Source organism: Pseudomonas sp. DW-iso3 (genome assembly GCF_058725305.1).
In genome coordinates, this window is the sequence record NZ_JBZXDZ010000001.1 from 844,112 (window position 1) to 864,034 (window position 19,923).

Sequence of the window (19,923 nt, forward strand, 5' to 3'; positions counted from 1 at the left end):
CGAGACGATTTCGAGTGAGTACCCGGGGGGTGATCCAGCTTGCACTAGCGCCGGCTATTTCAAAAGCGTATCGCCCGGTTGGTATTATCGGTGTATATACCACGTCAATATCAATCGATGGATAAAATACCCGATGCAGTGCCCGGCTGGACAAGATTTTGATGACACTCTGAAAAAGTGTGTACCCAGAAAATAACAAATCAGCGAGCCTCTCTTCCTGACGGTAGAGAGGCTTTTTTATTGCATCAAAAGTGGTGGTGTCGGGTAGCAATGTCACCACCCGGCACCGGTCTTGAACAATGAGTCTATGGCCGCTCCACAACCAAAATATCATCCAGTGAAAACTCGGCCCCTGAGAAACCACTCTTGAAATAGATGCGTATAGGCAAGAACTGAGACGGAACCCCGGCAGGCAATGCAAAGGTCCGGGAGTGTGAGGTCCATACTCCGGGATTGTTATGCAGGAAATGTTCTGACTGAGTGCCGAACTCCATGTAAACAAAGGGTTGATAGGGGTTCAAATCCACCTTCATTTTGAAACTCAAGTCGTAGGTTTTACCGCTTTTGATAAAAAAGGATTTAATGACGCCGGGAGTGATAGGGCTGCCATTGTTGAGTTTTACAAACCAGAAATTGTTGTTGTTGACGTTTCTGATCAGGCCCAGACTGCTGACGATGTTGACCCACTGATTCCAGCTTAATAACTCAAAGTCCGTCAAATCATAGAACCGAAGCGCTTGGATGAAGTAGTTGCTCGACGGAAAGGGTTTGGCGTTCAGTTCATTAGTATCGCCATTGAAAGTGACGGCTGCACTTACCGTCACCTTGCTTTCATCCGTCAGTGCGGTAAACCAGCTGCGCATTGCCTTTTCATTCACTATCCCGTTGTCGGCTTGGGTCTGGTCGATCAGATGGCCGTTCAACAGTGTCAAGGGGGTTGCGCCAACACTATGGAGCTTGAGCCAGATCCGTTGGTCCTTGCGGCTTAACGTCCAGGGCGCCAGGCTCACCCAGCAATCGGTGTTGAACGCATTCAAGTCTATTTTTGAGCCGGGTGGCAGGCCATTGAGCCTTGGCTGCGGCAGTGGATTGCCGCCGGGTACTTCATCGAAGTCCAGTACGCGCAGGTTCAGTACCCTTGAGTCATCGGTGATGCCATTGGTTGTGACGTGATACTGAAGACGCAGGACGCTCCCAATGTGGTCGCCGATCACGCTGTTAGAGAATTTGAAATCGACAAAACCCGCAGTTGGGTTGCCGTATTGAGGTGCTATGGACGGTAGCGTCGCACCGGGGTTGCCCTGCAGTTCGAGTTTGATGAGATCGTTCGAAGACATCGGTGCAAATTGCACGCGAACCGTCACCTGCGCAGTGTTATCAGCAATGACCGGGTTGATAGTCGCGTTTTCGTCGTCCACGGGTGTGCTGTTATAAACGAAAGGCGCGGGCAAATGGCGCGCAGCGAGGACTCTCATGTGCACGGTGTTCGAGATGCGTGGTGCAACGCCTGGACGCGAGCGCTCGTAGAAAATATTCATATTTTGATTGAGCAGGATGTACTGGCGCTTAAGCGTGAAAGGCAGTGGCCGGTCTTTCCAAGTGTCTGAGACAAAGAAGGGTTGGGGCGGCGCGCTGCCACCTGGCACATAGCCTTCAGCATGCAGGATGACCGTATCCCCCTCGATGATGTCGCTGTGGGGGTCGACCTCAATGGTGGCATCACCGGTGGACTGGTTCGAATCAAACACGTAATCAGGCGGTGGCGCCTCATGCACTCGCGGTTCTGGCAGTACAGCCGTAGAGGCACTGATACTAACTGTTGTGTCCGGGGATGGTAGTGGTCCCTCGCTATTCTGACGGGTATAAGAGGCAGTCAGGCTGCCACCTGCCAATTTGGCAATGTCACCCTCGGGGCCATTGATAATCGAGAACACCACATTGCCTACGCCTGCATTTTTGGATTCTTCGTGGTAGTAAAACTTGCCGTTAGGGTAGCGACCCAACAGCTTCAGCGTGATGCGGTCAAAGTAGTCCTGGTCGTCATATTTAAGGATGTCGATGTTGATGATGGTGGTATCGGCAGGCAGTATTCCATCGACAGCCTCGCGAAAAATCGGGGCGCGAAGTCCGCCGGGAATGGCGGTGCCGATAATAGTGACCGGCGTGAGGTGTGAGCCTCTATTCTGCGCGCCAAAGCGAATTCGCTCATAGCTAAGTCGAGCCTCACCTTTGATCAACGGTATCAGGTCGCTTACCGGGCATGGAATTTTGAGCTGGCGCGTCGTGGTGGATGTCAGTGGATCAGAGCTGTAGGTTTTCCTCACCGTTTGCCCACGCAACGTCTTGCCGATGAGGGTCACCTTGATCACGTCGCCCAATTGGTAGCCGTTATTCGCGATTAGAACGACGATGTTCACGAAATCGCCAACGACGTGGTCGAGATCGAGGATGTCTTCCGGAGCCTCACTGAAGAAACAATGGGGCAACAATGGCTCTGAACCATCGTTCAGGTAGACCAGGAGGAATTCGGCGACCGACCAGCCGTCGGAATAGTTTCCGCATTCATCAATCACGTTCCACTCAGCGACGTGATGGCCGCTGCCGATCTGGCGCCAATGTTCAATGCACAGCTTGAAAACAATGTCGTCATGGTTACCCTGTTCCTCCTGCGACACTGAGTGTTCGAATAATGCATCGCCGATTTTCAGGCGAACAACATCCCGCACCGCCCGGTAGGTGCGGGGTGACAGTGAGGTATCGGCAGGGTAGTAGGGGACGCGAATCTCTATGCAGTTTTGGGCGTCGTCTTCTGTAACGCCAAAGTCGAGAAATTCTTGGGGAATGATCGGCTTGAGCAGATTCGTGTTTACAAATCTGTCCCCGTCCGGATTGTCCCCGCCGGGTTTCACCTTATCGACCTTCAGTGCGAATTTTCTTGTTTCTCCTACCGCCTGGCCGAGGCGTGTCACCCTGAAGAACACTGGATAGGTATTACCGTCGGTGATCGAACTTGACGGTACGAACAGGGGAATCACCTCAGCGTTATCCACTTCATGCTGTTGGATGGTGGTGGAGGCGACGGGGTCGGTCAGAGAGCCCCAGAACAGCTCCACGAAATCCAGGGCTGCCGCCTCCAGAAATGGCAGCAAGCCGATCAGTAGTCCCTCCTCATGCGTGGTGATTGCGACGAGGTTGATACCTGCATCGTAGCCTTGCACCGGCCGGGTACTTGCAGGGATGTACAGTACCAAATCTTCGAGGTGAACCTTTTTGAAGGCTTGCGTCGAGTTGAGCGACAGGTCGGACGGGGGCGGCACCAAGTAACGACGGTCGATGAACGTACGCTGTACCGATGGCGTCTTTTTGAGGGGGGGCGTGCTTGAGTAAGGCGTAAGCAGTGAGCGCCCCTCTGAGAGCTTGATCAAACGCTGGTCTGGATTTTTGGAAAGCTCTTCGTCGTTACCCATGGTGGAAGCCTCTGCAGTTATTGAGGAACTCAATGTCTACGGCCCATTTACTGAGTGGGAGTAGTTGCGAAGAGGTGTAACGCGGAAGCTGGGGAGCAACCAGCTGTGAGAATTGACAGTGCCGACAAACGGCAGCGGCCCGCACGCGAGCCGCTCACGTTACCGAGGGTCAGGGTTGACGGTTCCAGTGCCGGAACAGAGGTTCGGCGAGGAACAGGACGAACAACAAACGCATCACCTGCATGGCCGTCACCAGGGGAACGGACAACTGCAGCGTCTCGGCGGTCAGGCTCATCTCGGCAATCCCCCCCGGCATCATGCCCAACGTCAGCGAGCGCAGGTCCAGGTGGGTCAAGGCACTCAAGCCCACCGCTGCCAATGTCGCCAGCGCCATGGTCAGGGCTGTGCCGATCAGGGTGCGACCCATGAATGACGGTGCCCGACGGAAGAACTGCCGGTTGAAGTGGCAACCCAGACCGCTGCCGATCAACCATTGGCCGATTTGGCTGCCGCCGTCGGGCAGGCCGATATGCAGGTCCCAGATCACACTGGCAGTGGCGCTCACCAGCAAGGGGCCGAACAACCACGGGTTCGGCTGACGCAAACGCTGCCAACCCCAGGCGACCAGTGCGCCCATCGGAAACAGCGCTAACAGCCACGGCCAGCTCACGGGCGCCGGATGAAACTGCGGTGTACCGCCTTCCAGCAGATACTTGAAGATCGCCGGTACACACAGCACCACCACCAATACGCGCAGACTCTGCCCCGCCGCGACACGGCTGAGCACGGCGCCATTGCGTGCGCCGAGGTTGACCATCTCACCGGAACCGCCCGGCATGCTGGAGAAAAACGCCGTGGCGCGGTCTTCACCGCTGCGGCGCATCAACCACACGCCAACCACGCTCGACATACTGGTGACCAGTGCGCCGAAAAAGATCAGCCCGAAGTGGCTCATCACCTGTTCGATCACCACCGGCGTGAAGTGCAGGCCGATGCCGATGCCCACTACCCATTGGCCGCATTTGCGCCCGCCGGGAATCTCCGCCAACTGCCACGGCGTGAGGCAGCGCACCAGGATGATCGCCAGCAATGAGCCGACCATGTACGGCAAAGGCCAGCCGACGAGGCTGGCCAGGTAACCGCCGGCCAGGCCGACCAGCGGTGTTCCCCACCAATGTTTAAAGGTGACCTCAGACATCGGCCACGGCACGACGCTGCAAGGCACGTTTGCGGTAGATGCGGATCAGCGGGAAGGCCAGCATCAGCGCGGTCAGTACCCACACACCAAAGGTGATCGGGCTCGACCAGAGGATCTGCAGGTCACCGTTGGAAATCGACAGCGCACGACGCAGGTTCTGCTCCATCAAGCCACCGAGGATAAAGCCCAGCAGCACCGGCGACAGCGGGAAATCGAGCTTGCGCAGGATGTAGCCGAAGATGCCGATACCGACCATCAGGAACAGGTCGAAGGTGGTGGCGTGAACCGCGTACACGCCAATCGCCGTGATGATGGCGATCACCGGTACCAGCGCCCAGTTCGGCACGGCAAGGATGCGGGTGAAGATGCGGATCATCGGGATGTTGAGGATCACCAGCATGATGTTGGCGACGAACAACGAGGCGATCAGGCCCCAGACGATGTCCGGTTGCTGTTGGAACAGCAGCGGGCCAGGGGTGATGTTGTACAGCGACAGTGCGCCGATCATCACGGCCGTGGTGCCCGAACCTGGTACGCCGAGGGTCAGCATTGGCACCAGGGCACCGCAGGCGGACGCGCCGATGGCGGTTTCCGGAGCGGCGAGGCCGCGCATGTCGCCCTGACCGAATTTACCGCTGGCACCGGCCAGGCGTTTTTCGGTCATGTAGGCAACGGCTGACGCCAGCGTCGCACCGGCACCTGGCAATACGCCCATGATGAAACCAAGCAACCCACAGCGGATGTTGACGACGAACACCGCGCCAGCTTCCTTCAAGTTAAACATCATGCGCCCGGTGGCTTTGACCGCTTCCTGGCCACGGTGGGTTTTTTCCAGCAGCAACAGGATCTCGCTGATGGAGAACAGGCCCAGCACCAGCACCACAAATTGGATGCCGTCAGTCAGGTGGATGTTATCCCCGGTAAAGCGATACACGCCGCTGTTGGCGTCGATGCCGACCGCCGACAGGAACAGGCCGATCAGCGCCGCCACGAACGTCTTCAAGGGTTTGTCACCGGCCATGCCGCCGAGACAGACAATCGCAAACACCATCAGTACGAAATATTCCGCCGGACCGAAGGCAATCGCCCATTGGGCCAGCAACGGCGCAAACAGCACCATGCCGCAGGTGGCGATAAACGCGCCGATGAACGAACTCCACGCCGACAACGACAGCGCCACGCCAGCCAAGCCTTTGCGGGCCATTGGGTAGCCGTCAAGGGTGGTCATCACGGTGGACGCTTCGCCCGGGATGTTCAGCAGGATCGAGCTGATACGGCCGCCGTATTCACAGCCCAAGTACACGGCTGCCAGTAGGATCAGCGCCGATTCGGGTGGCAGGCCCAGGGCGAAGGCGATGGGGATCAACAGCGCCACGCCGTTGATCGGGCCCAGGCCTGGCAATAGGCCGACCACGGTGCCGATCAGGGTGCCGCACAGCGCGGTCACCAGGTTGTAAGGGGACAGTGCAACGCCGAAGCCCTGGCCCAAGTAGCCGAAAGTATCCATATCAATTCTCCAGAACGTCGAGCAGGCCGAGGGGCAGCGGCACATCCATGGCTTTATCGAACAGCAGGTAAAGACCAATCGCCATCAGGCCGACGATCACTGCACTGGGCAACCAGCGGCCGCCATACAGGCGCGCCATCGGGATGCCGATCAGCATGCTGCTGAGGATGAAACCCAGGGGTTCGAAGGTGCCGGCAAACACGATCAACAGCGCGACGCACACGCCGATCTTGATCAGGGTTTCGCGGTCCAGCGCGGGTTCTTCTTCCGTGTGCTTGGTCGGCTGGGGGCGGAACAGCATGTAGATCAGTGCCAGGCTCATCAGCCCGAGCATCAGCAGCGGGTAGGCGCGAGGTCCTACCGGCTCGTAGGAAAACGACGCTTGATACGGCCAGGCCATCAGCGCGAGGCCGGCACAAGCCAGCAGCAACACGGCGGCGAAAATGCGTTGTAAGAGCATAGGGAACTCCTGGATCGCGCCCCGAACGGGGCGCGGCTACGGAATATGGCGACGCTATAGGAGCGAGCTTGCTTACGAAGAACGTCAACGAGGCTGCGTGCTGCCTGGATAAGCGCGGTGTCGTTGCGTTTTTCGCGAGCAAGCTCGCTCCTACAGAGGGGCAATTACTGGATCAGGCCGAACTCTTTGGCCAGCACTTTGTAGTCAGCCACCTGTTTCTTCACGTAGGTGTCCAGCTCCGGGCCGGTCATGGCGAACGGGAACAGCTCGCGCTGGTCACGCAGCTTGGCGAACTCGTCGGAGGCCAGCAGCTTGTCGAACGCGTCTTTCCACCAGGCGTAGTCGGCATCGCTGACTTTTGGCCCGAGGTAGAAACCGCGCACCACTGGCCAGACGATGTCGTAGCCTTGTTCCTTGGCAGTCGGAATGTCTTTCATTTCCGGCTCGTCCAGGCGCTGTTCGGAGAACACCGCCAGCAGGCGCATGTCGCCGCTCAGGATGTGCGGCATGGAGTCGGAGATGTCGGTACTGCCCACCTGGATATGGCCACCGAGCAGGGCCGTGGCAATTTCGCCGCCGCCTTCGAGTGCCACGTAACGCAGTTCACGCGGGTTGATCCCGGCCGCCTTGGCGATCAGCGCGGTTTGCATCCAGTCCTGGCTGCCGACGGTGCCGCCGGAACCGATTACGACGCTGCCCGGATCTTTCTTCAAGGCTTTGACCAGATCGTCGAGGGTCTTGTAGGGCGAGTCGGCTTTCACGGCGATAGCCCCGTAGCTGGTGCCCACCGCCGCCAACCAGCGCACGGCACTTTCATCGAAGCGACCGAACTTGCCCTGGGCCAGGTTCAACAGCGAACCGCTGGACCAGGCCACCAGCGTACCGGCATCGGCAGGGCGCTGGGCGACTACGGCGTTGTAGGCCACTGCGCCCACGCCACCTGGCATGTAGGTCACGCGCATTGGCTTGCTCAGCAGTTTCTCGTTGACCAGCGCGCTTTGCGCCAGTTTGCAGGTCAGGTCAAAACCACCGCCAGGCGAGGCGGGGGCGATGCATTCCGGGCGCTTGGGTTCATCGGCGGCCAACAGTTGGCCGGCGAACAGCATGCAGCCGGCGGCGAGGGCTAATTTACGCAGTGAAGGGGTCATGGTTATCTCCGTCTTTGTTGTTATGAGGGGTTACTACCAGAGCGCAACGCTATAGCTGACCAGCAAGCGCATTTCATCCGCATCACGGGCGGAGTAGTTGGAACGGTAGGTGGCGTTGCGCAGGCGCACCGCCACATCCTTGAACGTGCCGGTTTGCACCACGTACTTGATCTCGCTGTTGCGTTCCCACTCCTTGCCAGTCTCGCCGTTCTTGAGCTTGATGTTGTCACCCGAGAGGTAACGGCTCATGAAGCTCAGGCCGGGGATGCCCAGCTTGGCGAAGTCGAAGTCGTAGCGCGCCTGCCAGGAACGCTCTTCGGCGCCGGCAAAGTCGTTGATCTGTACGAAGTTGACCAGGTACGGGTCGCTGCCATCCACATACGGGAAGGCGCTGTCGCCGGACATGTGCTGGTAACCGGCACTGAGCTTATGGCCATTGAGGGCATAGCTGAACAGACCGTTGAGGGAGGTGTTGTCGATCTTGCCGCCGCGTGCTGCGCCGGTATCATCGCTGATGGCCAGGCGCAGGTCGGTGCCGAAGGTGCCAGGCCCCATCGGGCGCGAGGCCACCAGGCCGAGGAAGTGCTGGCGGTACACGTCATCCAGCTGGGCGAAGTGGTAGCTGCCGGTGATCTTGTCAGCGAACTGGTAGTCCGCGCCGCCGAAGTTGAAGTGCTTGCCGGTGGCGCCGCTGACGAAGCGGCTGTTCTTGTTGTTGAGGGCGATGTCTTCGTAATTGGTGTCGTCACGGTCCTTGGCTTTGTCCAGGCGCCCACCGGTGAATACCAGGTTCTTGAATTCTTTCGAGGTGATCAGGCCGCCATTGAAGGTCTGCGGCAGGATGCGCCCGTCGTTGGGCTTGAGGATCGGCAATTCGGGAATCAGCGAGCCGATTTTCAGCTCGGTGGCCGAGATCTTCACTTTGCCGGTCAGGCCCAGCTTGGAGTACTCGTCGGCGGCACGGCCGTCGTCATGGGTGGGCAATAGGCCGGTGCCGGTGCGGTCGGGGCTGGAGTCGAGCTTGACCCCGAGCATGCCCAGCGCGTCCACACCAAAGCCGACGGTGCCGTCGGTGTAGCCCGATTGCAGATTGAGCATGAAGCCCTGGGCCCATTCGTCGCGCTTGGATTGCTGCGCACTGGTGCCGTCGCGGAAATCGCGGTTGAAGTACATGTTGCGGGTTTCCAGGGTCGCGCTACTGTCTTCGAAGAAGGCAGCCTGGCTAAGCGGCGAAAAGCCGGCAAGCGTAGCAGCACTGGCGAGGGCGGTCTGGGTCAGACGAGAAAAACGAACAGGCGAGGAGGCCTGGGGCTGTGTCGACAGCATCGTTGTGTACTCCGTTATTGTTCTTATTTTGGCGAAAACGCTTCGAGGCGTTTTTCGGGCGCGACGTTGAGGTCGCTCGGCGGGCATAGACCAACGTAGCTGGATGCTAAAGGGCGAAGCTTTCACTAACCTTTCAACGGCCTTTCAATGTTTTCGGGCTTCACAGGGCAGGCGGCGCCTGTAAACTGCCCGCCAAAGCGTGGCGCCGACCACCCCTGAACGAGGTAGAAATCCATGCGTGTCTTGCTGGTTGAAGACCATCTGCAACTTGCCGAAAGCGTCGCGCAAGCGCTCAAGAGCACGGGTTTGACCGTTGACGTGCTGCACGATGGAGTGGCGGCGGACCTGGCCCTGAGCAGCGAGGAGTACGCGGCGGCGATCCTCGATGTGGGGTTGCCACGCATGGACGGTTTCGAGGTGCTCGCACGTTTGCGCGCCCGTGGAAAAAATCTTCCGGTGTTGATGCTGACCGCGCGCAGTGATGTGAAGGACCGTGTGCACGGCCTCAATCTTGGCGCCGACGATTACCTCGCCAAACCTTTCGAACTCACGGAGTTGGAGGCGCGGGTCAAGGCACTGTTGCGGCGCAGTGTGTTGGGCGGCGAGCGCCAGCAGGCCTGCGGCGTGTTGGTCTATGACCTCGACACCCGGCGTTTCACCGTGGGCGGCGAGCTGATGACGCTGACCTCCCGTGAGCAAGCAGTGCTTGAGGCGCTGATTGCACGGCCGGGGCGGGTGATGAGCAAGGAGCAGCTGGCTTCCCAAGTGTTCGGCCTGGACGAAGAAGCCAGCCCCGATGCCATCGAAATCTACGTGCACCGCCTGCGCAAGAAACTCGATGGCCAGCCCATCGCCATCGTGACCTTCCGCGGCCTCGGCTACTTGCTGGAAGCCCGCGATGCATAAGCCCAGCAGCCTGCGTTGGCGCCTGCTGTGGAACCTGGCGCTGTTGCTGGTGCTGTTGATGCTCGCCAGCGGCATGAGCGCCTACTGGAACGGCCGCGAGGCCGCCGACACCGCGTACGACCGCACGCTGCTGGCCTCGGCGCGCACCATTGCCGCCGGCTTGACCCAGGTGGATGGCACCTTGAGTGCGAACGTTCCGTATGTGGCCCTGGATACGTTCGCCTACGACAGCGCCGGGCGCATTTATTACCAGGTCAATGACATCCACCAGAAGCTGATCTCTGGCTACGAAAACCTCCCCGGCCCGCCGCCTGGCACGCCGCGTACCGATGACTATCCGGCGCTGGCACGCTTCTATGACGCCATGTACCAGGGCCAGCAGGTGCGGGTGGTGAGCCTGCTCAAGGCGGTCTCCGAACCGAATATGAACGGCATGGCGGAGATCCGTGTCGCTGAAACCGATGAAGCGCGGGTGAGCATGGCCCGCAGTCTGATGGCGGACACGTTGCTGCGCCTGGGGATGCTTGCGGTCGGCGCATTGTTGTTGGTGTGGTTTGCCGTCAGTGCCGCGTTGCGCCCGCTGGAGCGCCTGCGCACGGCGGTAGAAGAACGTCAGCCAGACGACTTGCGGCCATTGCCCTTGGTGGAAGTGCAGCATGAGTTTGGGCCGCTGGTGCGCTCCCTCAACCATTTCACCGAGCGCCTGCGCGGCCAATTCGAACGTCAAGCGCAGTTCATCGCCGATGCAGCCCATGAACTGCGTACCCCGCTGGCGGCCCTCAAGGCCCGGCTGGAGCTGGGGTTGCGCGCCGAGGATCCCGCTACTTGGCGCAGCACCCTGGAAACCGCAGCCCAGGGCACTGACCGCCTGACGCATCTGGCCAATCAGTTGTTGTCGCTGGCACGCATTGAAAACGGTGCCCGCGCGATTGCCGAAGGCGGCGCGCAATTGCTGGACCTCAGCCAGTTGGCGCGGGAGCTGGGTATGGCCATGGCCCCGTTGGCCCACGCGCGCGGCGTGGCGCTGGCGTTGGAGGCCGACGAGCCCGTGTGGCTGCGCGGTGAGCCAACCTTATTGAATGAGTTGCTGAGCAACCTGGTGGATAACGCACTGGCTCACACGTCTCCGGGGGGCAATGTGATCCTGCGGGTGACGGCGCCCGCCGTGTTGGAAGTGGAGGACGATGGCCCTGGGATCCCGCTGGATGAGCGGGACCGCGTTTTCGAGCGCTTCTACCGTCGCAGCCAGCAGGGGATGGGGTCTGGCCTGGGGTTGGCGATTGTCGGTGAGATTTGTCGGGCGCACTTGGCCCAGATCAGCCTGCACGATGGCGAGCAGGCCGGCTTGAAGGTGCGGGTGAGTTTTATCGCGGGTTGATCAGTAGAACATCGAGCGGGCTTCATCCAGCTCGGCGCGCAACGCATCGCTGTAGGGGTCGACCCGCAGTTTCTTGAGCGCCGGCAAGGTCGAGACCGGTACGCTGGCCAAGGGATGATCGGTGCCGCGATGGCAATACAACACGGCGATCTGCACCAGGTCGATGTAGTCGAGCTTGGGCGAGTCGCGTTCCAGGTCCAGGTATTGGCCGGGCAGTTTCGCCAGCATTTCCGGGAAGTCCCAGACTCCCAACAGTTTGTCGCCCAGTAACGGGTGGATGCTCTCGATGACATGGTTGAGGCTGACCGGGTCTGCGAGCAACTCGTAGTGGTCCTCGGCGTACGTCAGGATCGGCAATACGCCGATCTGATGCACCAGGCCGCCGAGTGCCGCCTGGTCTGGCTTGAGCTGGCTGTGGCTGCGGCACAGGGCGTAACTGACGCCCGCCACTTCCAGGCTGCGGCGCCATACATCACGCATCTTTTGTTCGACCACGTCGGAGCGGGCGTGGAAAATTTGCTCCATCACCAGGCCGATTGCCAGGTTGCTGCTGTAGTTGGTGCCCAGCCGGGTGATGGCGGTGTGCAGGTCGGTGACTTCCTGGGTGGCGCGCAACAACGGGCTGTTGACCACTTTGATCAGGCGCGCCGACAGCGCGGTGTCGCGACCGATCACTTTGCTCAAGTGGCTGATGCTGATCTCCGGGTCCTCGGCGGCCTGGCGAATATTCAGGGCCACTTCCGGCAATGTCGGCAGAACCAGCTCATCGTTGTCGATGGCCCTCACTAAAGCCTGTTGGACTTTTTCCGCCAGCGTGTTCATTCATGCTCTCTAGGGTGTTGCAAAAAGGTACGGCGATCAGCGCTGGATCTCTCGATCACGGTCGAGCGTGTAAGGCAGGTCGAGCAGGTGCAAACGGGGGCCTTCCGGCGTACCTACATGCACATCGCCACTATCGGCAGCTTCGGCTTGCAACACGGCCAGAAGTTCAACGGTTTGGTCAGTTTTTGCCGCAATGACCACTTCGCCGATCGCGCTGGTGTGGCTGGGCGAAAACAGCGGAGTGCCTGGCTCGGGCATTTCAGGAGCATTGAAGCTCAAGCGGTACAGGCGACGTTTGAGTTTGCCCAGGTACTGCATGCGCGCGACGATTTCCTGGCCGGTGTAGCAGCCTTTCTTGAAGCTCACGCCGCCCACGGCCTGCAGGTTGAGCATCTGCGGGATGAACAGTTCGCGGGTTTGCGGCATGACCTGGCCGATGCCGGCGCGGATCTGCCCCAGCAGCCATTCATTCAGATCGGTTTGTTCAAGGGTTGCAGCCAATTGATTGCGTACGGCGTCGCCTTGCTCGGCAGGCACCCAAAGTTCAGCGCGGTCAGGGGAGACGCGGATGGCGATCAAGGTATCGTTGCGAACGACGCTGTTGGTCTCGGCGGGCAGTTCAAGGCCAAGGCTGGCCAGGGCCGGCTCCGCATTCATCAGGCCGAAGCGCACCCAGGCGGCGCTTTCGTCGGTCAGTTTGGATTTGGAGAACACGGCGTACTTCTTCAGGTCGGCCAGCTGGGGTTCCAGCAGCTCGGTGGCCATGGCCAGCACCACGCCGTCACCTTGCAGCAGGATGCGGAAGCTCGACTGCATACGCCCTTTTTGCGTGCAGCGCGCGCCGAGGCTGGCCTGGGTATCGCTCAAGTAATTGAGGTTGCAGGTCAGTTGGCCCTGAAGGAATTTGGCGGCGTCGGCACCGCGGACGGCGAGAACGCCTTCGTGGGACAGGGGGCAGAAGAAAGCAGAGTCGGCCATGGGTCATCGCAGGTCAAAAAGTCATGGGTGCATCATAGAGGGGCGCCCGGCAAATGGATAGTTTCCGTATGGGGCGACCAAAGCCGACTGTTCCGGTGCCGTCGGCCCTGTATACTTGCCGCCTATTTGAGGAGCGCTCCATGGTCGAAGATGTAGAAATCAATCGTCTCTACTGGCACAGCCGTCGTGGCATGCTTGAGCTTGATGTGTTGCTGGTGCCTTTCACCAAAGAGGTCTACGCAACGCTCAATAAGGTGGATCGCGACCTCTACGTCAGGCTGCTGACTTGTGAAGACCAGGACATGTTCGGCTGGTTCATGGAGCGCGCCGAATCCGAAGACCCAGAGTTGCAGCGCATGGTCAGGATGATCCTGGACCGTGTCCAGCCCAAGTAATACCTTTGAATGCCGCTGGCAGGCCTCACGGCTGTTGCTGGCGGCGTATCTCCTCGCCCAGCTGTTCGCGCTGGGTGCGTTTTTGTTTCTTGATCTGTCCTATTCAAGCCTTGGCCTGCTGGTGTGTCTGTTGCACGCCGCTTGGGTTTTGCCGCGCTTTATTCTGCTGACCCACCGTTCGTCGATTCGTGGTCTGCGCCGTGACACTGATGGTTGGCAGTTGCTCAGTGCGGAGCGGGGCTGGCACAGCGTGCAGTTGCGTCCGGACAGCCTCGCCTTGCCATTGATCGTCGTTCTGCGTTACCGGGTGCAGGGCGAATGGCGGGTCCGTTCGGTGTGTGTACCCAGGGATTCGCAGGACGCCGATGTGCATCGGCGCCTGCGGGTACGCCTGAAGTTCAGCCGCCGTAGGTGGTTGGCACCAGGATAGTGTCGCGAGCCTCGGGCAGCATCTGCGGGTAGTCGAGGGTGTAATGCAGGCCGCGGCTTTCCTTGCGTTCCATGGCCGAGCGGATCATCAGCTCCGCCACCTGGGCCAGGTTGCGCAGTTCGATCAAGTCGCGGCTGACCTTGTAGTTACTGTAGAACTCGTCGATTTCATCCAACAGCAATCGCACTCGGTGCTGCGCGCGCTGCAGGCGCTTGTTGGTGCGTACGATCCCCACGTAGTCCCACATGAAGCGGCGCAGCTCGTCCCAGTTATGGGCGATGATCACGTCTTCGTCCGAATCGGTAACCTGGCTGGCGTCCCAGCGGGGCAGGGCTGCCGGCACCGGAACGCGTGGCAGTTGTTTGAGAATGTCCGCCGCCGCTGAGCGCGCATAGACGAAACATTCGAGCAGCGAGTTGCTGGCCATGCGGTTGGCGCCATGCAGGCCGGTGAAGCTGGTTTCGCCAATGGCATACAAGCCCGGTACGTCGGTGCGCCCGTGCTGGTCGACCATCACGCCGCCGCAGGTGTAGTGCGCGGCGGGCACCACGGGGATCGGGCCTTTGGTGATGTCGATGTTGAACGTCAGGCAGCGCTCGTACACGGTAGGGAAGTGCGCCTTGATAAAAGCTTCGGGTTTGTGGCTGATGTCCAGGTAGACGCAGTCGATGCCCAGGCGCTTCATTTCATGGTCGATGGCGCGGGCGACGATGTCGCGCGGGGCCAGTTCGGCGCGTGGGTCGAAGCGCTGCATGAAGCGTTCGCCGTTGGGCAGTTTCAAGTGGGCACCTTCGCCGCGCAGGGCTTCGGTGATCAGGAAACTCTTCGCCTGAGGGTGATACAGGCAAGTAGGGTGGAACTGGTTGAATTCCAGGTTGGCCACCCGGCAGCCCGAGCGCCAGGCCATGGCAATGCCATCGCCACAGGCTCCGTCGGGGTTGCTGGTATAGAGGTAGACCTTGGCTGCACCCCCCGAAGCGAGGAGGGTGAAGCGCGCGCCGTAGGTGTCGACTTCGCCGCTGGCGCGGTTTAGCACATAGGCGCCGAGGCAGCGCTCGCCGTCCAGGCCTAGGCGTTTTTCGGTGATCAGGTCGACGGCGACGCGTTGTTCCAGCAATTCGATGTTGGGGCGTTGGCGGGCTTGTTCGAGAAGCGTCTTGAAGATGGCGGCGCCGGTGGCGTCGGCAGCATGGATGATGCGGCGGTGGCTGTGGCCGCCCTCGCGGGTCAGGTGGAACTCGAAGCCGCCGTCGTCGCTCCCCGCGTGTTCATCACGGGTAAAGGGGACGCCTTGATCGATCAGCCATTGGATGGCCTCGCGGCTGTGCTCGACGGTGAAACGCACGGCCTCTTCATTGCATAGGCCACCCCCGGCATTGAGGGTGTCTTCGACGTGGGATTGCACGGTGTCGGTGTCGTCCAGCACCGCGGCGACACCGCCCTGGGCCCAGAATGTCGAGCCGTTGGCCAGGTCGCCCTTGCTCAGTACCGCAATGCGCAGGTGGCTGGGAAGGGTCAGCGCAAGGCTCAGGCCGGCCGCGCCGCTGCCGATCACCAGGACATCGTGTTGAAACTGTTGGCTCATTTGAGGGATTCCGCAAAAGCGATCCGAAGAGGTGGCGCAAACAGGACGCCTGGGTCGGCGAATCAAAGGGTCACACGGGCTACTAGTATATAGAGGGGTGGAGCGGCACAATAGCCGGGCATTCGTGGCAATGTGAGATTACGGTGCGCGGCTTGGGTAAAATCGGCAGGTTATTGAAACGGGAACTTTTTGCATGAGCCCCGACTCAATAGCAGGTTGCCCGAAAGCTGGGAAAACGTTGAGTTTATTGGCCCGTCGGGAGCATTGGACGCGTCAGAAAACCGGCGACAAGATTATTCGCGCAGTCGGCTATGCCCGTACTGCGTTTTTCGTGTGTGCCAAATCAGTGCGTGCCGGAAACTTGCTTGAAGGGGGAGAACTTTTGCGAAAAGACCGAGTCTATGTTTGCAAGCCTGATCGTTTAGTTATGCAAGCCTCCTTAAAGTACAACGAGGAGTGTTCATGCTAACCCAGGAAGAGGATCAGCAGCTGGTCGAGCGCGTCCAACGCGGCGACAAGCGAGCTTTTGATCTGCTAGTGCTGAAATACCAGCACAAAATTCTCGGGTTGATCGTGCGGTTTGTGCACGACACCCATGAAGCGCAGGACGTTGCACAGGAAGCCTTTATCAAGGCTTACCGTGCACTTGGTAACTTTCGCGGTGATAGCGCGTTTTACACGTGGCTATACCGGATCGCCATCAACACGGCGAAGAACTATCTGGTGTCTCGCGGACGCCGCCCACCGGATAGCGATGTAAGTTCAGAAGATGCAGAATTTTACGATGGTGATCACGGCCTCAAGGATCTCGAGTCGCCGGAGCGTGCATTGCTGCGCGACGAGATCGAAGGCACCGTTCATCGCACAATTCAGCAACTGCCAGAAGATTTGCGTACGGCGTTAACTTTACGTGAATTCGATGGTCTGAGTTACGAAGACATTGCGAGCGTCATGCAGTGTCCGGTGGGGACTGTAAGGTCACGGATTTTCCGGGCCCGGGAAGCCATCGATAAAGCCTTGCAACCGTTGTTGCAAGAGAACTAAAGACAGCGGCGACAGCCAAGAGAGGAACCGCCATGAGTCGTGATGCCCTGCAGGAATCGCTGTCCGCAGTGATGGATAACGAAGCGGATGAACTGGAACTTCGTCGAGTGCTCAACGCATTTGATGACGCCGAAACCCGTGATACCTGGTCTCGTTACCAAGTCGCTCGGGCGGTGATGCACAAGGATCTTCTAATCCCTCGTCTGGATATTGCTGCGGCCGTTTCTGCCGCGCTGGCTGATGAAGCCGTTCCGGCAAAAGCTGCTCGTGGACCATGGCGTAGCCTGGGTCGCCTGGCAGTTGCTGCTTCGGTGACTGTTGCGGTGTTGGCCGGTGTTCGCCTGTACAACCAGGACGAGATCGCCGGTGCCGAACTGGCCCAGCAGACTCAACAGCCGGTGATGGCAGGCCCTCAGGTCAAAGGCCCAGCGGTACTGGCCGGCTACAAGGAAAGCTCTGACACCACAGGCCCGATGGCCAACGGTGTATTGCAAGGGCAATCCGGCTGGCAGGACCAGCGTCTTCCAGGCTACCTGCGCCAACATGCACAGGAATCGGCTCTGAAGGGCACTGAAAGCGCTCTGCCTTATGCGCGTGCAGCCAGTTTGGAAAACCGCTAATCCGTAAGGAGCTCTATGCGAGCCATACCGCTCCTTACGCTTTTGCTCAGTGGTTGTTTTGCACTCCCCGCCCACGCCGACGAAGCCCAAGACTGGCTGACTCGACTTGGGCGTGCAGAGCAGCAGCAAAGCTTTCAAGGTACGTTCGTCTATGAACGTAACGGCAGTTTTTCTACCCATGACATCTGGCATCGTGTCCAGGAAGGTCAGGTCCGTGAGCGGCTCTTGCAGCTCGATGGTTCTGCCCAGGAAGTCGTGCGGCTGGATGGCCGTACCCAATGTGTCAGCGGCACTCTCGTCGCAGGCCTGGGCAACTCGCGCGATGCGCCATCCCGTGCGCTGGATCCGCAAAAACTCAAGCAATTCTACGAACTGGCCGTCATTGGCAAATCCCGCGTGGCCGGGCGTAATGCGGTGATCGTGTCGATCACGCCGCGTGACCAGTATCGCTACGGTTTTGAACTGCACCTGGATCGCGAAACCGCGCTGCCGCTCAAATCCCTTTTGCTGAATGATCAGGGGCAGTTGCTTGAGCGCTTCCAGTTCACGCGATTGAACACTTCGGTCGTGCCGGATGATCGCGATCTGCAGCCCAGCAGCGAGTGCGCACCTCTCTCCGTCGCCAATGAAAAAGCCCCCGTCGTGCAGCCTACTGAGGCGTGGCATCTGGAATGGTTGCCGCCGGGCTTTCAGCTGACCAGCACCAGCTCGCGTAAAGACACCCAGACCAAGGCGACAGTCGACAGCCTGATGTATGAGGACGGGTTGGCGCGTTTCTCAGTGTTCCTTGAGCCAATCAGCGATGCGAGTGTCACCGAAACGCGCACGCAACTGGGCCCTACGGTCGCTGTATCCCGTCGCCTCAATACAGTGGATGGCGAGATGATGGTGACGGTGGTGGGCGAAATCCCGATCGGCACTGCAGAACGTATCGCGTTGTCGGTGCGTGGTGAAAAAAAGCCAGCCGTCCAGCCGTGAGTCGTTAATCCTATGTTCATCCTGACGTTTCACTGTATTTGCATGCCAGGTTGGCTGCCGAGAGCATGAAATGTCTGGATCAGCATTTTCACTTGCAAAAATCTCTTATGTTTTTTATAGGTCAGGGCTTGTCGGCTCTGGCCTTGTTTTGTTCGCGGAACAAAGATGTCGGTCGCAGTTTTCGGCGTTTCTTGAACCCTGTCGCTCAACCCTGCTCGTCGTAACGGGAGCTGTATGTCGATACCACGTTTGAAGTCTTACCTATCCATAGTCGCCACGGTATTGGTGCTAGGTCAGGCCTTGCCCGCGCAAGCGGTCGAGTTGCCTGACTTCACCCAATTGGTTGAGCAAGCCTCGCCGGCCGTGGTGAACATCAGTACCACGCAAAAACTGCCGGAGCGCAAAGTCTCCAACCAGCAGATGCCGGACCTGGAAGGCCTGCCGCCGATGCTGCGCGAGTTCTTCGAGCGCGGCATGCCGCAACCGCGCGCCCCCCGTGGCGGTGGCGGTGGCCAGCGTGAGGCTCAGTCCCTGGGCTCGGGCTTCATCATCTCGTCGGATGGCTACATCCTTACCAACAACCACGTGATTGCAGACGCCGACGAAATTCTCGTGCGCCTGGCTGACCGTAGTGAGTTGAAAGCCAAGCTGGTGGGCACCGATCCACGTTCCGACGTGGCGCTGCTGAAAATCGAAGGCAAAGACCTGCCGGTGCTGAAGCTGGGTAAATCCCAGGACCTGAAGGCTGGGCAGTGGGTCGTTGCCATCGGTTCGCCGTTTGGTTTTGACCACACTGTGACCCAAGGTATCGTCAGCGCCATCGGCCGCAGTCTGCCGAACGAGAACTACGTGCCGTTCATCCAGACCGACGTGCCGATCAACCCGGGTAACTCGGGTGGTCCGCTGTTCAACCTGGCGGGTGAAGTGGTGGGGATCAACTCGCAGATCTACACCCGTTCCGGCGGATTCATGGGCGTGTCGTTCGCTATCCCGATCGACGTGGCGATGGACGTTTCCAACCAGCTGAAAAGCGGCGGCAAGGTTAGCCGTGGCTGGTTGGGTGTGGTGATCCAGGAAGTGAACAAAGACCTGGCGGAATCCTTCGGTCTCGACAAGCCGGCCGGTGCCCTGGTCGCGCAGATCCAGGACGACGGCCCTGCTGCCAAGGGCGGCCTGCATGTCGGCGACGTGATCCTGAGCATGAACGGCCAGCCGATCGTCATGTCGGCCGACCTGCCACACCTGGTGGGCGCACTCAAGGCCGGCAGCAAGGCCAAGCTGGAAGTGATCCGTGAAGGCAAGCGCCAGACCGTTGAACTGACGGTCGGTGCCATCCCTGAGGAGGGCGCAACCCTGGATGCCCTGGGCAACACCAAGCCAGGTGCCGAGCGTAGCAGCAACCGCCTGGGCATTGCCGTGGCTGAGTTGACCGCTGAGCAGAAGAAGACCTTCGACCTCAAGAGTGGCGTGGTGATCAAGGAAGTGCAGGACGGCCCTGCCTCTCTGATCGGCCTGCAGCCGGGTGACGTGATTACCCACCTGAATAACCAGGCCATCGACAGCACCAAGCAATTCACCGACATCGCCAAGGCGTTGCCGAAGAATCGTTCGGTGTCGATGCGAGTGCTGCGTCAGGGGCGTGCAAGCTTCATTACGTTCAAGCTCGCCGAGTAAGTCGGTA

General features: G+C 59.6%; 17 protein-coding genes. 8 read left to right on the top strand and 9 right to left on the bottom strand.

Annotation, left to right across the window (positions count from 1 at the left end; genetic code table 11):
• Positions 1–305: 305 nt before the first annotated feature.
• The 6 genes from AC4PS7_RS03900 to AC4PS7_RS03925 form a co-directional block, all read right to left on the bottom strand.
• Positions 306–3,467 (bottom strand): hypothetical protein, encoded by a 3,162-nt coding sequence (locus tag AC4PS7_RS03900; protein WP_045791213.1) that lies wholly within the window; start codon positions 3,465–3,467, stop codon positions 306–308.
• Positions 3,468–3,636: 169 nt separating this feature from the next.
• Positions 3,637–4,665, bottom strand: coding sequence for an AbrB family transcriptional regulator (locus AC4PS7_RS03905; protein ID WP_010212230.1), 1,029 nt, complete (start codon positions 4,663–4,665; stop codon positions 3,637–3,639).
• The gene (locus tag AC4PS7_RS03910; RefSeq protein WP_010212228.1) at positions 4,658–6,172 is read right to left on the bottom strand and encodes a tripartite tricarboxylate transporter permease; all 1,515 of its coding nucleotides are present in this window, start codon (positions 6,170–6,172) and stop codon (positions 4,658–4,660) included. The genes AC4PS7_RS03905 and AC4PS7_RS03910 overlap by 8 nt, the downstream gene beginning before the upstream one ends.
• Before the next feature lies 1 nt (position 6,173).
• Positions 6,174–6,632, bottom strand: coding sequence for a tripartite tricarboxylate transporter TctB family protein (locus AC4PS7_RS03915; RefSeq protein ID WP_010212226.1), 459 nt, complete (start codon positions 6,630–6,632; stop codon positions 6,174–6,176).
• Between the two features lie 164 nt (positions 6,633–6,796).
• On the bottom strand, positions 6,797–7,780 hold the full coding sequence (locus tag AC4PS7_RS03920) for a Bug family tripartite tricarboxylate transporter substrate binding protein (RefSeq protein WP_010212225.1): 984 nt from the start codon (positions 7,778–7,780) through the stop codon (positions 6,797–6,799).
• 33 nt (positions 7,781–7,813) lie between these two features.
• Complete coding sequence (locus AC4PS7_RS03925; RefSeq protein ID WP_010212222.1) at positions 7,814–9,106, bottom strand: OprD family porin; 1,293 nt, start codon at positions 9,104–9,106, stop codon at positions 7,814–7,816.
• Positions 9,107–9,340: 234 nt separating this feature from the next.
• On the opposite strand from AC4PS7_RS03925, the gene AC4PS7_RS03930 reads away from it, so the two are divergent.
• Together AC4PS7_RS03930 and AC4PS7_RS03935 are read left to right on the top strand one after the other, a co-directional pair.
• Positions 9,341–10,012 carry a response regulator gene (locus AC4PS7_RS03930; protein ID WP_010212220.1) on the top strand — a complete coding sequence of 224 codons (672 nt, stop codon included), beginning with the start codon at positions 9,341–9,343 and terminating at the stop codon, positions 10,010–10,012.
• Complete coding sequence (locus AC4PS7_RS03935) at positions 10,005–11,390, top strand: sensor histidine kinase (RefSeq protein ID WP_010212218.1); 1,386 nt, start codon at positions 10,005–10,007, stop codon at positions 11,388–11,390. The genes AC4PS7_RS03930 and AC4PS7_RS03935 overlap by 8 nt, the downstream gene beginning before the upstream one ends.
• On the opposite strand, the gene AC4PS7_RS03940 is transcribed toward AC4PS7_RS03935, so the two are convergent.
• Positions 11,391–12,212 (bottom strand): HDOD domain-containing protein, encoded by an 822-nt coding sequence (locus AC4PS7_RS03940; protein WP_021491036.1) that lies wholly within the window; start codon positions 12,210–12,212, stop codon positions 11,391–11,393.
• Between the two features lie 36 nt (positions 12,213–12,248).
• Positions 12,249–13,190 carry a CAF17-like 4Fe-4S cluster assembly/insertion protein YgfZ gene (ygfZ, locus tag AC4PS7_RS03945; protein ID WP_042570709.1) on the bottom strand — a complete coding sequence of 314 codons (942 nt, stop codon included), beginning with the start codon at positions 13,188–13,190 and terminating at the stop codon, positions 12,249–12,251.
• Positions 13,191–13,330: 140 nt separating this feature from the next.
• On the opposite strand from ygfZ, the gene AC4PS7_RS03950 reads away from it, so the two are divergent.
• Positions 13,331–13,585 carry an FAD assembly factor SdhE gene (locus tag AC4PS7_RS03950; RefSeq protein WP_010212215.1) on the top strand — a complete coding sequence of 85 codons (255 nt, stop codon included), beginning with the start codon at positions 13,331–13,333 and terminating at the stop codon, positions 13,583–13,585.
• Complete coding sequence (locus AC4PS7_RS03955) at positions 13,569–14,015, top strand: protein YgfX (protein WP_042570710.1); 447 nt, start codon at positions 13,569–13,571, stop codon at positions 14,013–14,015. Before AC4PS7_RS03950 ends, AC4PS7_RS03955 begins: the two co-directional genes overlap by 17 nt.
• On the opposite strand, the gene nadB is transcribed toward AC4PS7_RS03955, so the two are convergent.
• Positions 13,984–15,600 carry an L-aspartate oxidase gene (gene nadB, locus AC4PS7_RS03960; RefSeq protein ID WP_010212213.1) on the bottom strand — a complete coding sequence of 539 codons (1,617 nt, stop codon included), beginning with the start codon at positions 15,598–15,600 and terminating at the stop codon, positions 13,984–13,986. The genes AC4PS7_RS03955 and nadB overlap by 32 nt on opposite strands.
• 462 nt (positions 15,601–16,062) lie before the next feature.
• On the opposite strand from nadB, the gene rpoE reads away from it, so the two are divergent.
• The 4 genes from rpoE to AC4PS7_RS03980 all read left to right on the top strand — a co-directional run bounded on the left by rpoE (position 16,063) and on the right by AC4PS7_RS03980 (position 19,916).
• On the top strand, positions 16,063–16,644 hold the full coding sequence (gene rpoE, locus AC4PS7_RS03965; protein ID WP_003172477.1) for an RNA polymerase sigma factor RpoE/AlgU: 582 nt from the start codon (positions 16,063–16,065) through the stop codon (positions 16,642–16,644).
• A 32-nt stretch (positions 16,645–16,676) separates the two neighbouring features.
• Positions 16,677–17,264 carry a sigma-E factor negative regulatory protein gene (locus AC4PS7_RS03970; protein WP_003172479.1) on the top strand — a complete coding sequence of 196 codons (588 nt, stop codon included), beginning with the start codon at positions 16,677–16,679 and terminating at the stop codon, positions 17,262–17,264.
• A gap of 15 nt (positions 17,265–17,279) precedes the next feature.
• Positions 17,280–18,242, top strand: a complete 963-nt coding sequence (locus AC4PS7_RS03975; RefSeq protein ID WP_010212204.1) for a MucB/RseB C-terminal domain-containing protein — start codon at positions 17,280–17,282, stop codon at positions 18,240–18,242.
• 234 nt (positions 18,243–18,476) lie between these two features.
• Entirely contained in the window at positions 18,477–19,916 is a 1,440-nt protein-coding gene (locus AC4PS7_RS03980; protein ID WP_010212202.1) for a DegQ family serine endoprotease, read from the top strand.
• Positions 19,917–19,923 lie beyond the last annotated feature (7 nt).

Excerpts from the sequence above, each read along its gene's own strand:
- AC4PS7_RS03900 (WP_045791213.1), bottom strand. The coding sequence starts at position 3,467 with ATGGGTAACGACGAAGAGCTTTCCAAAAATCCAGACCAGCGTTTGATC.
- AC4PS7_RS03905 (WP_010212230.1), bottom strand. The coding sequence starts at position 4,665 with ATGTCTGAGGTCACCTTTAAACATTGGTGGGGAACACCGCTGGTCGGC.
- AC4PS7_RS03910 (WP_010212228.1), bottom strand. The coding sequence starts at position 6,172 with ATGGATACTTTCGGCTACTTGGGCCAGGGCTTCGGCGTTGCACTGTCC.
- AC4PS7_RS03915 (WP_010212226.1), bottom strand. The coding sequence starts at position 6,632 with ATGCTCTTACAACGCATTTTCGCCGCCGTGTTGCTGCTGGCTTGTGCC.
- AC4PS7_RS03920 (WP_010212225.1), bottom strand. The coding sequence starts at position 7,780 with ATGACCCCTTCACTGCGTAAATTAGCCCTCGCCGCCGGCTGCATGCTG.
- AC4PS7_RS03925 (WP_010212222.1), bottom strand. The coding sequence starts at position 9,106 with ATGCTGTCGACACAGCCCCAGGCCTCCTCGCCTGTTCGTTTTTCTCGT.
- AC4PS7_RS03930 (WP_010212220.1), top strand. The coding sequence starts at position 9,341 with ATGCGTGTCTTGCTGGTTGAAGACCATCTGCAACTTGCCGAAAGCGTC.
- AC4PS7_RS03935 (WP_010212218.1), top strand. The coding sequence starts at position 10,005 with ATGCATAAGCCCAGCAGCCTGCGTTGGCGCCTGCTGTGGAACCTGGCG.
- AC4PS7_RS03940 (WP_021491036.1), bottom strand. The coding sequence starts at position 12,212 with ATGAACACGCTGGCGGAAAAAGTCCAACAGGCTTTAGTGAGGGCCATC.
- ygfZ (WP_042570709.1), bottom strand. The coding sequence starts at position 13,190 with ATGGCCGACTCTGCTTTCTTCTGCCCCCTGTCCCACGAAGGCGTTCTC.
- AC4PS7_RS03950 (WP_010212215.1), top strand. The coding sequence starts at position 13,331 with ATGGTCGAAGATGTAGAAATCAATCGTCTCTACTGGCACAGCCGTCGT.
- nadB (WP_010212213.1), bottom strand. The coding sequence starts at position 15,600 with ATGAGCCAACAGTTTCAACACGATGTCCTGGTGATCGGCAGCGGCGCG.
- rpoE (WP_003172477.1), top strand. The coding sequence starts at position 16,063 with ATGCTAACCCAGGAAGAGGATCAGCAGCTGGTCGAGCGCGTCCAACGC.
- AC4PS7_RS03970 (WP_003172479.1), top strand. The coding sequence starts at position 16,677 with ATGAGTCGTGATGCCCTGCAGGAATCGCTGTCCGCAGTGATGGATAAC.
- AC4PS7_RS03975 (WP_010212204.1), top strand. The coding sequence starts at position 17,280 with ATGCGAGCCATACCGCTCCTTACGCTTTTGCTCAGTGGTTGTTTTGCA.
- AC4PS7_RS03980 (WP_010212202.1), top strand. The coding sequence starts at position 18,477 with ATGTCGATACCACGTTTGAAGTCTTACCTATCCATAGTCGCCACGGTA.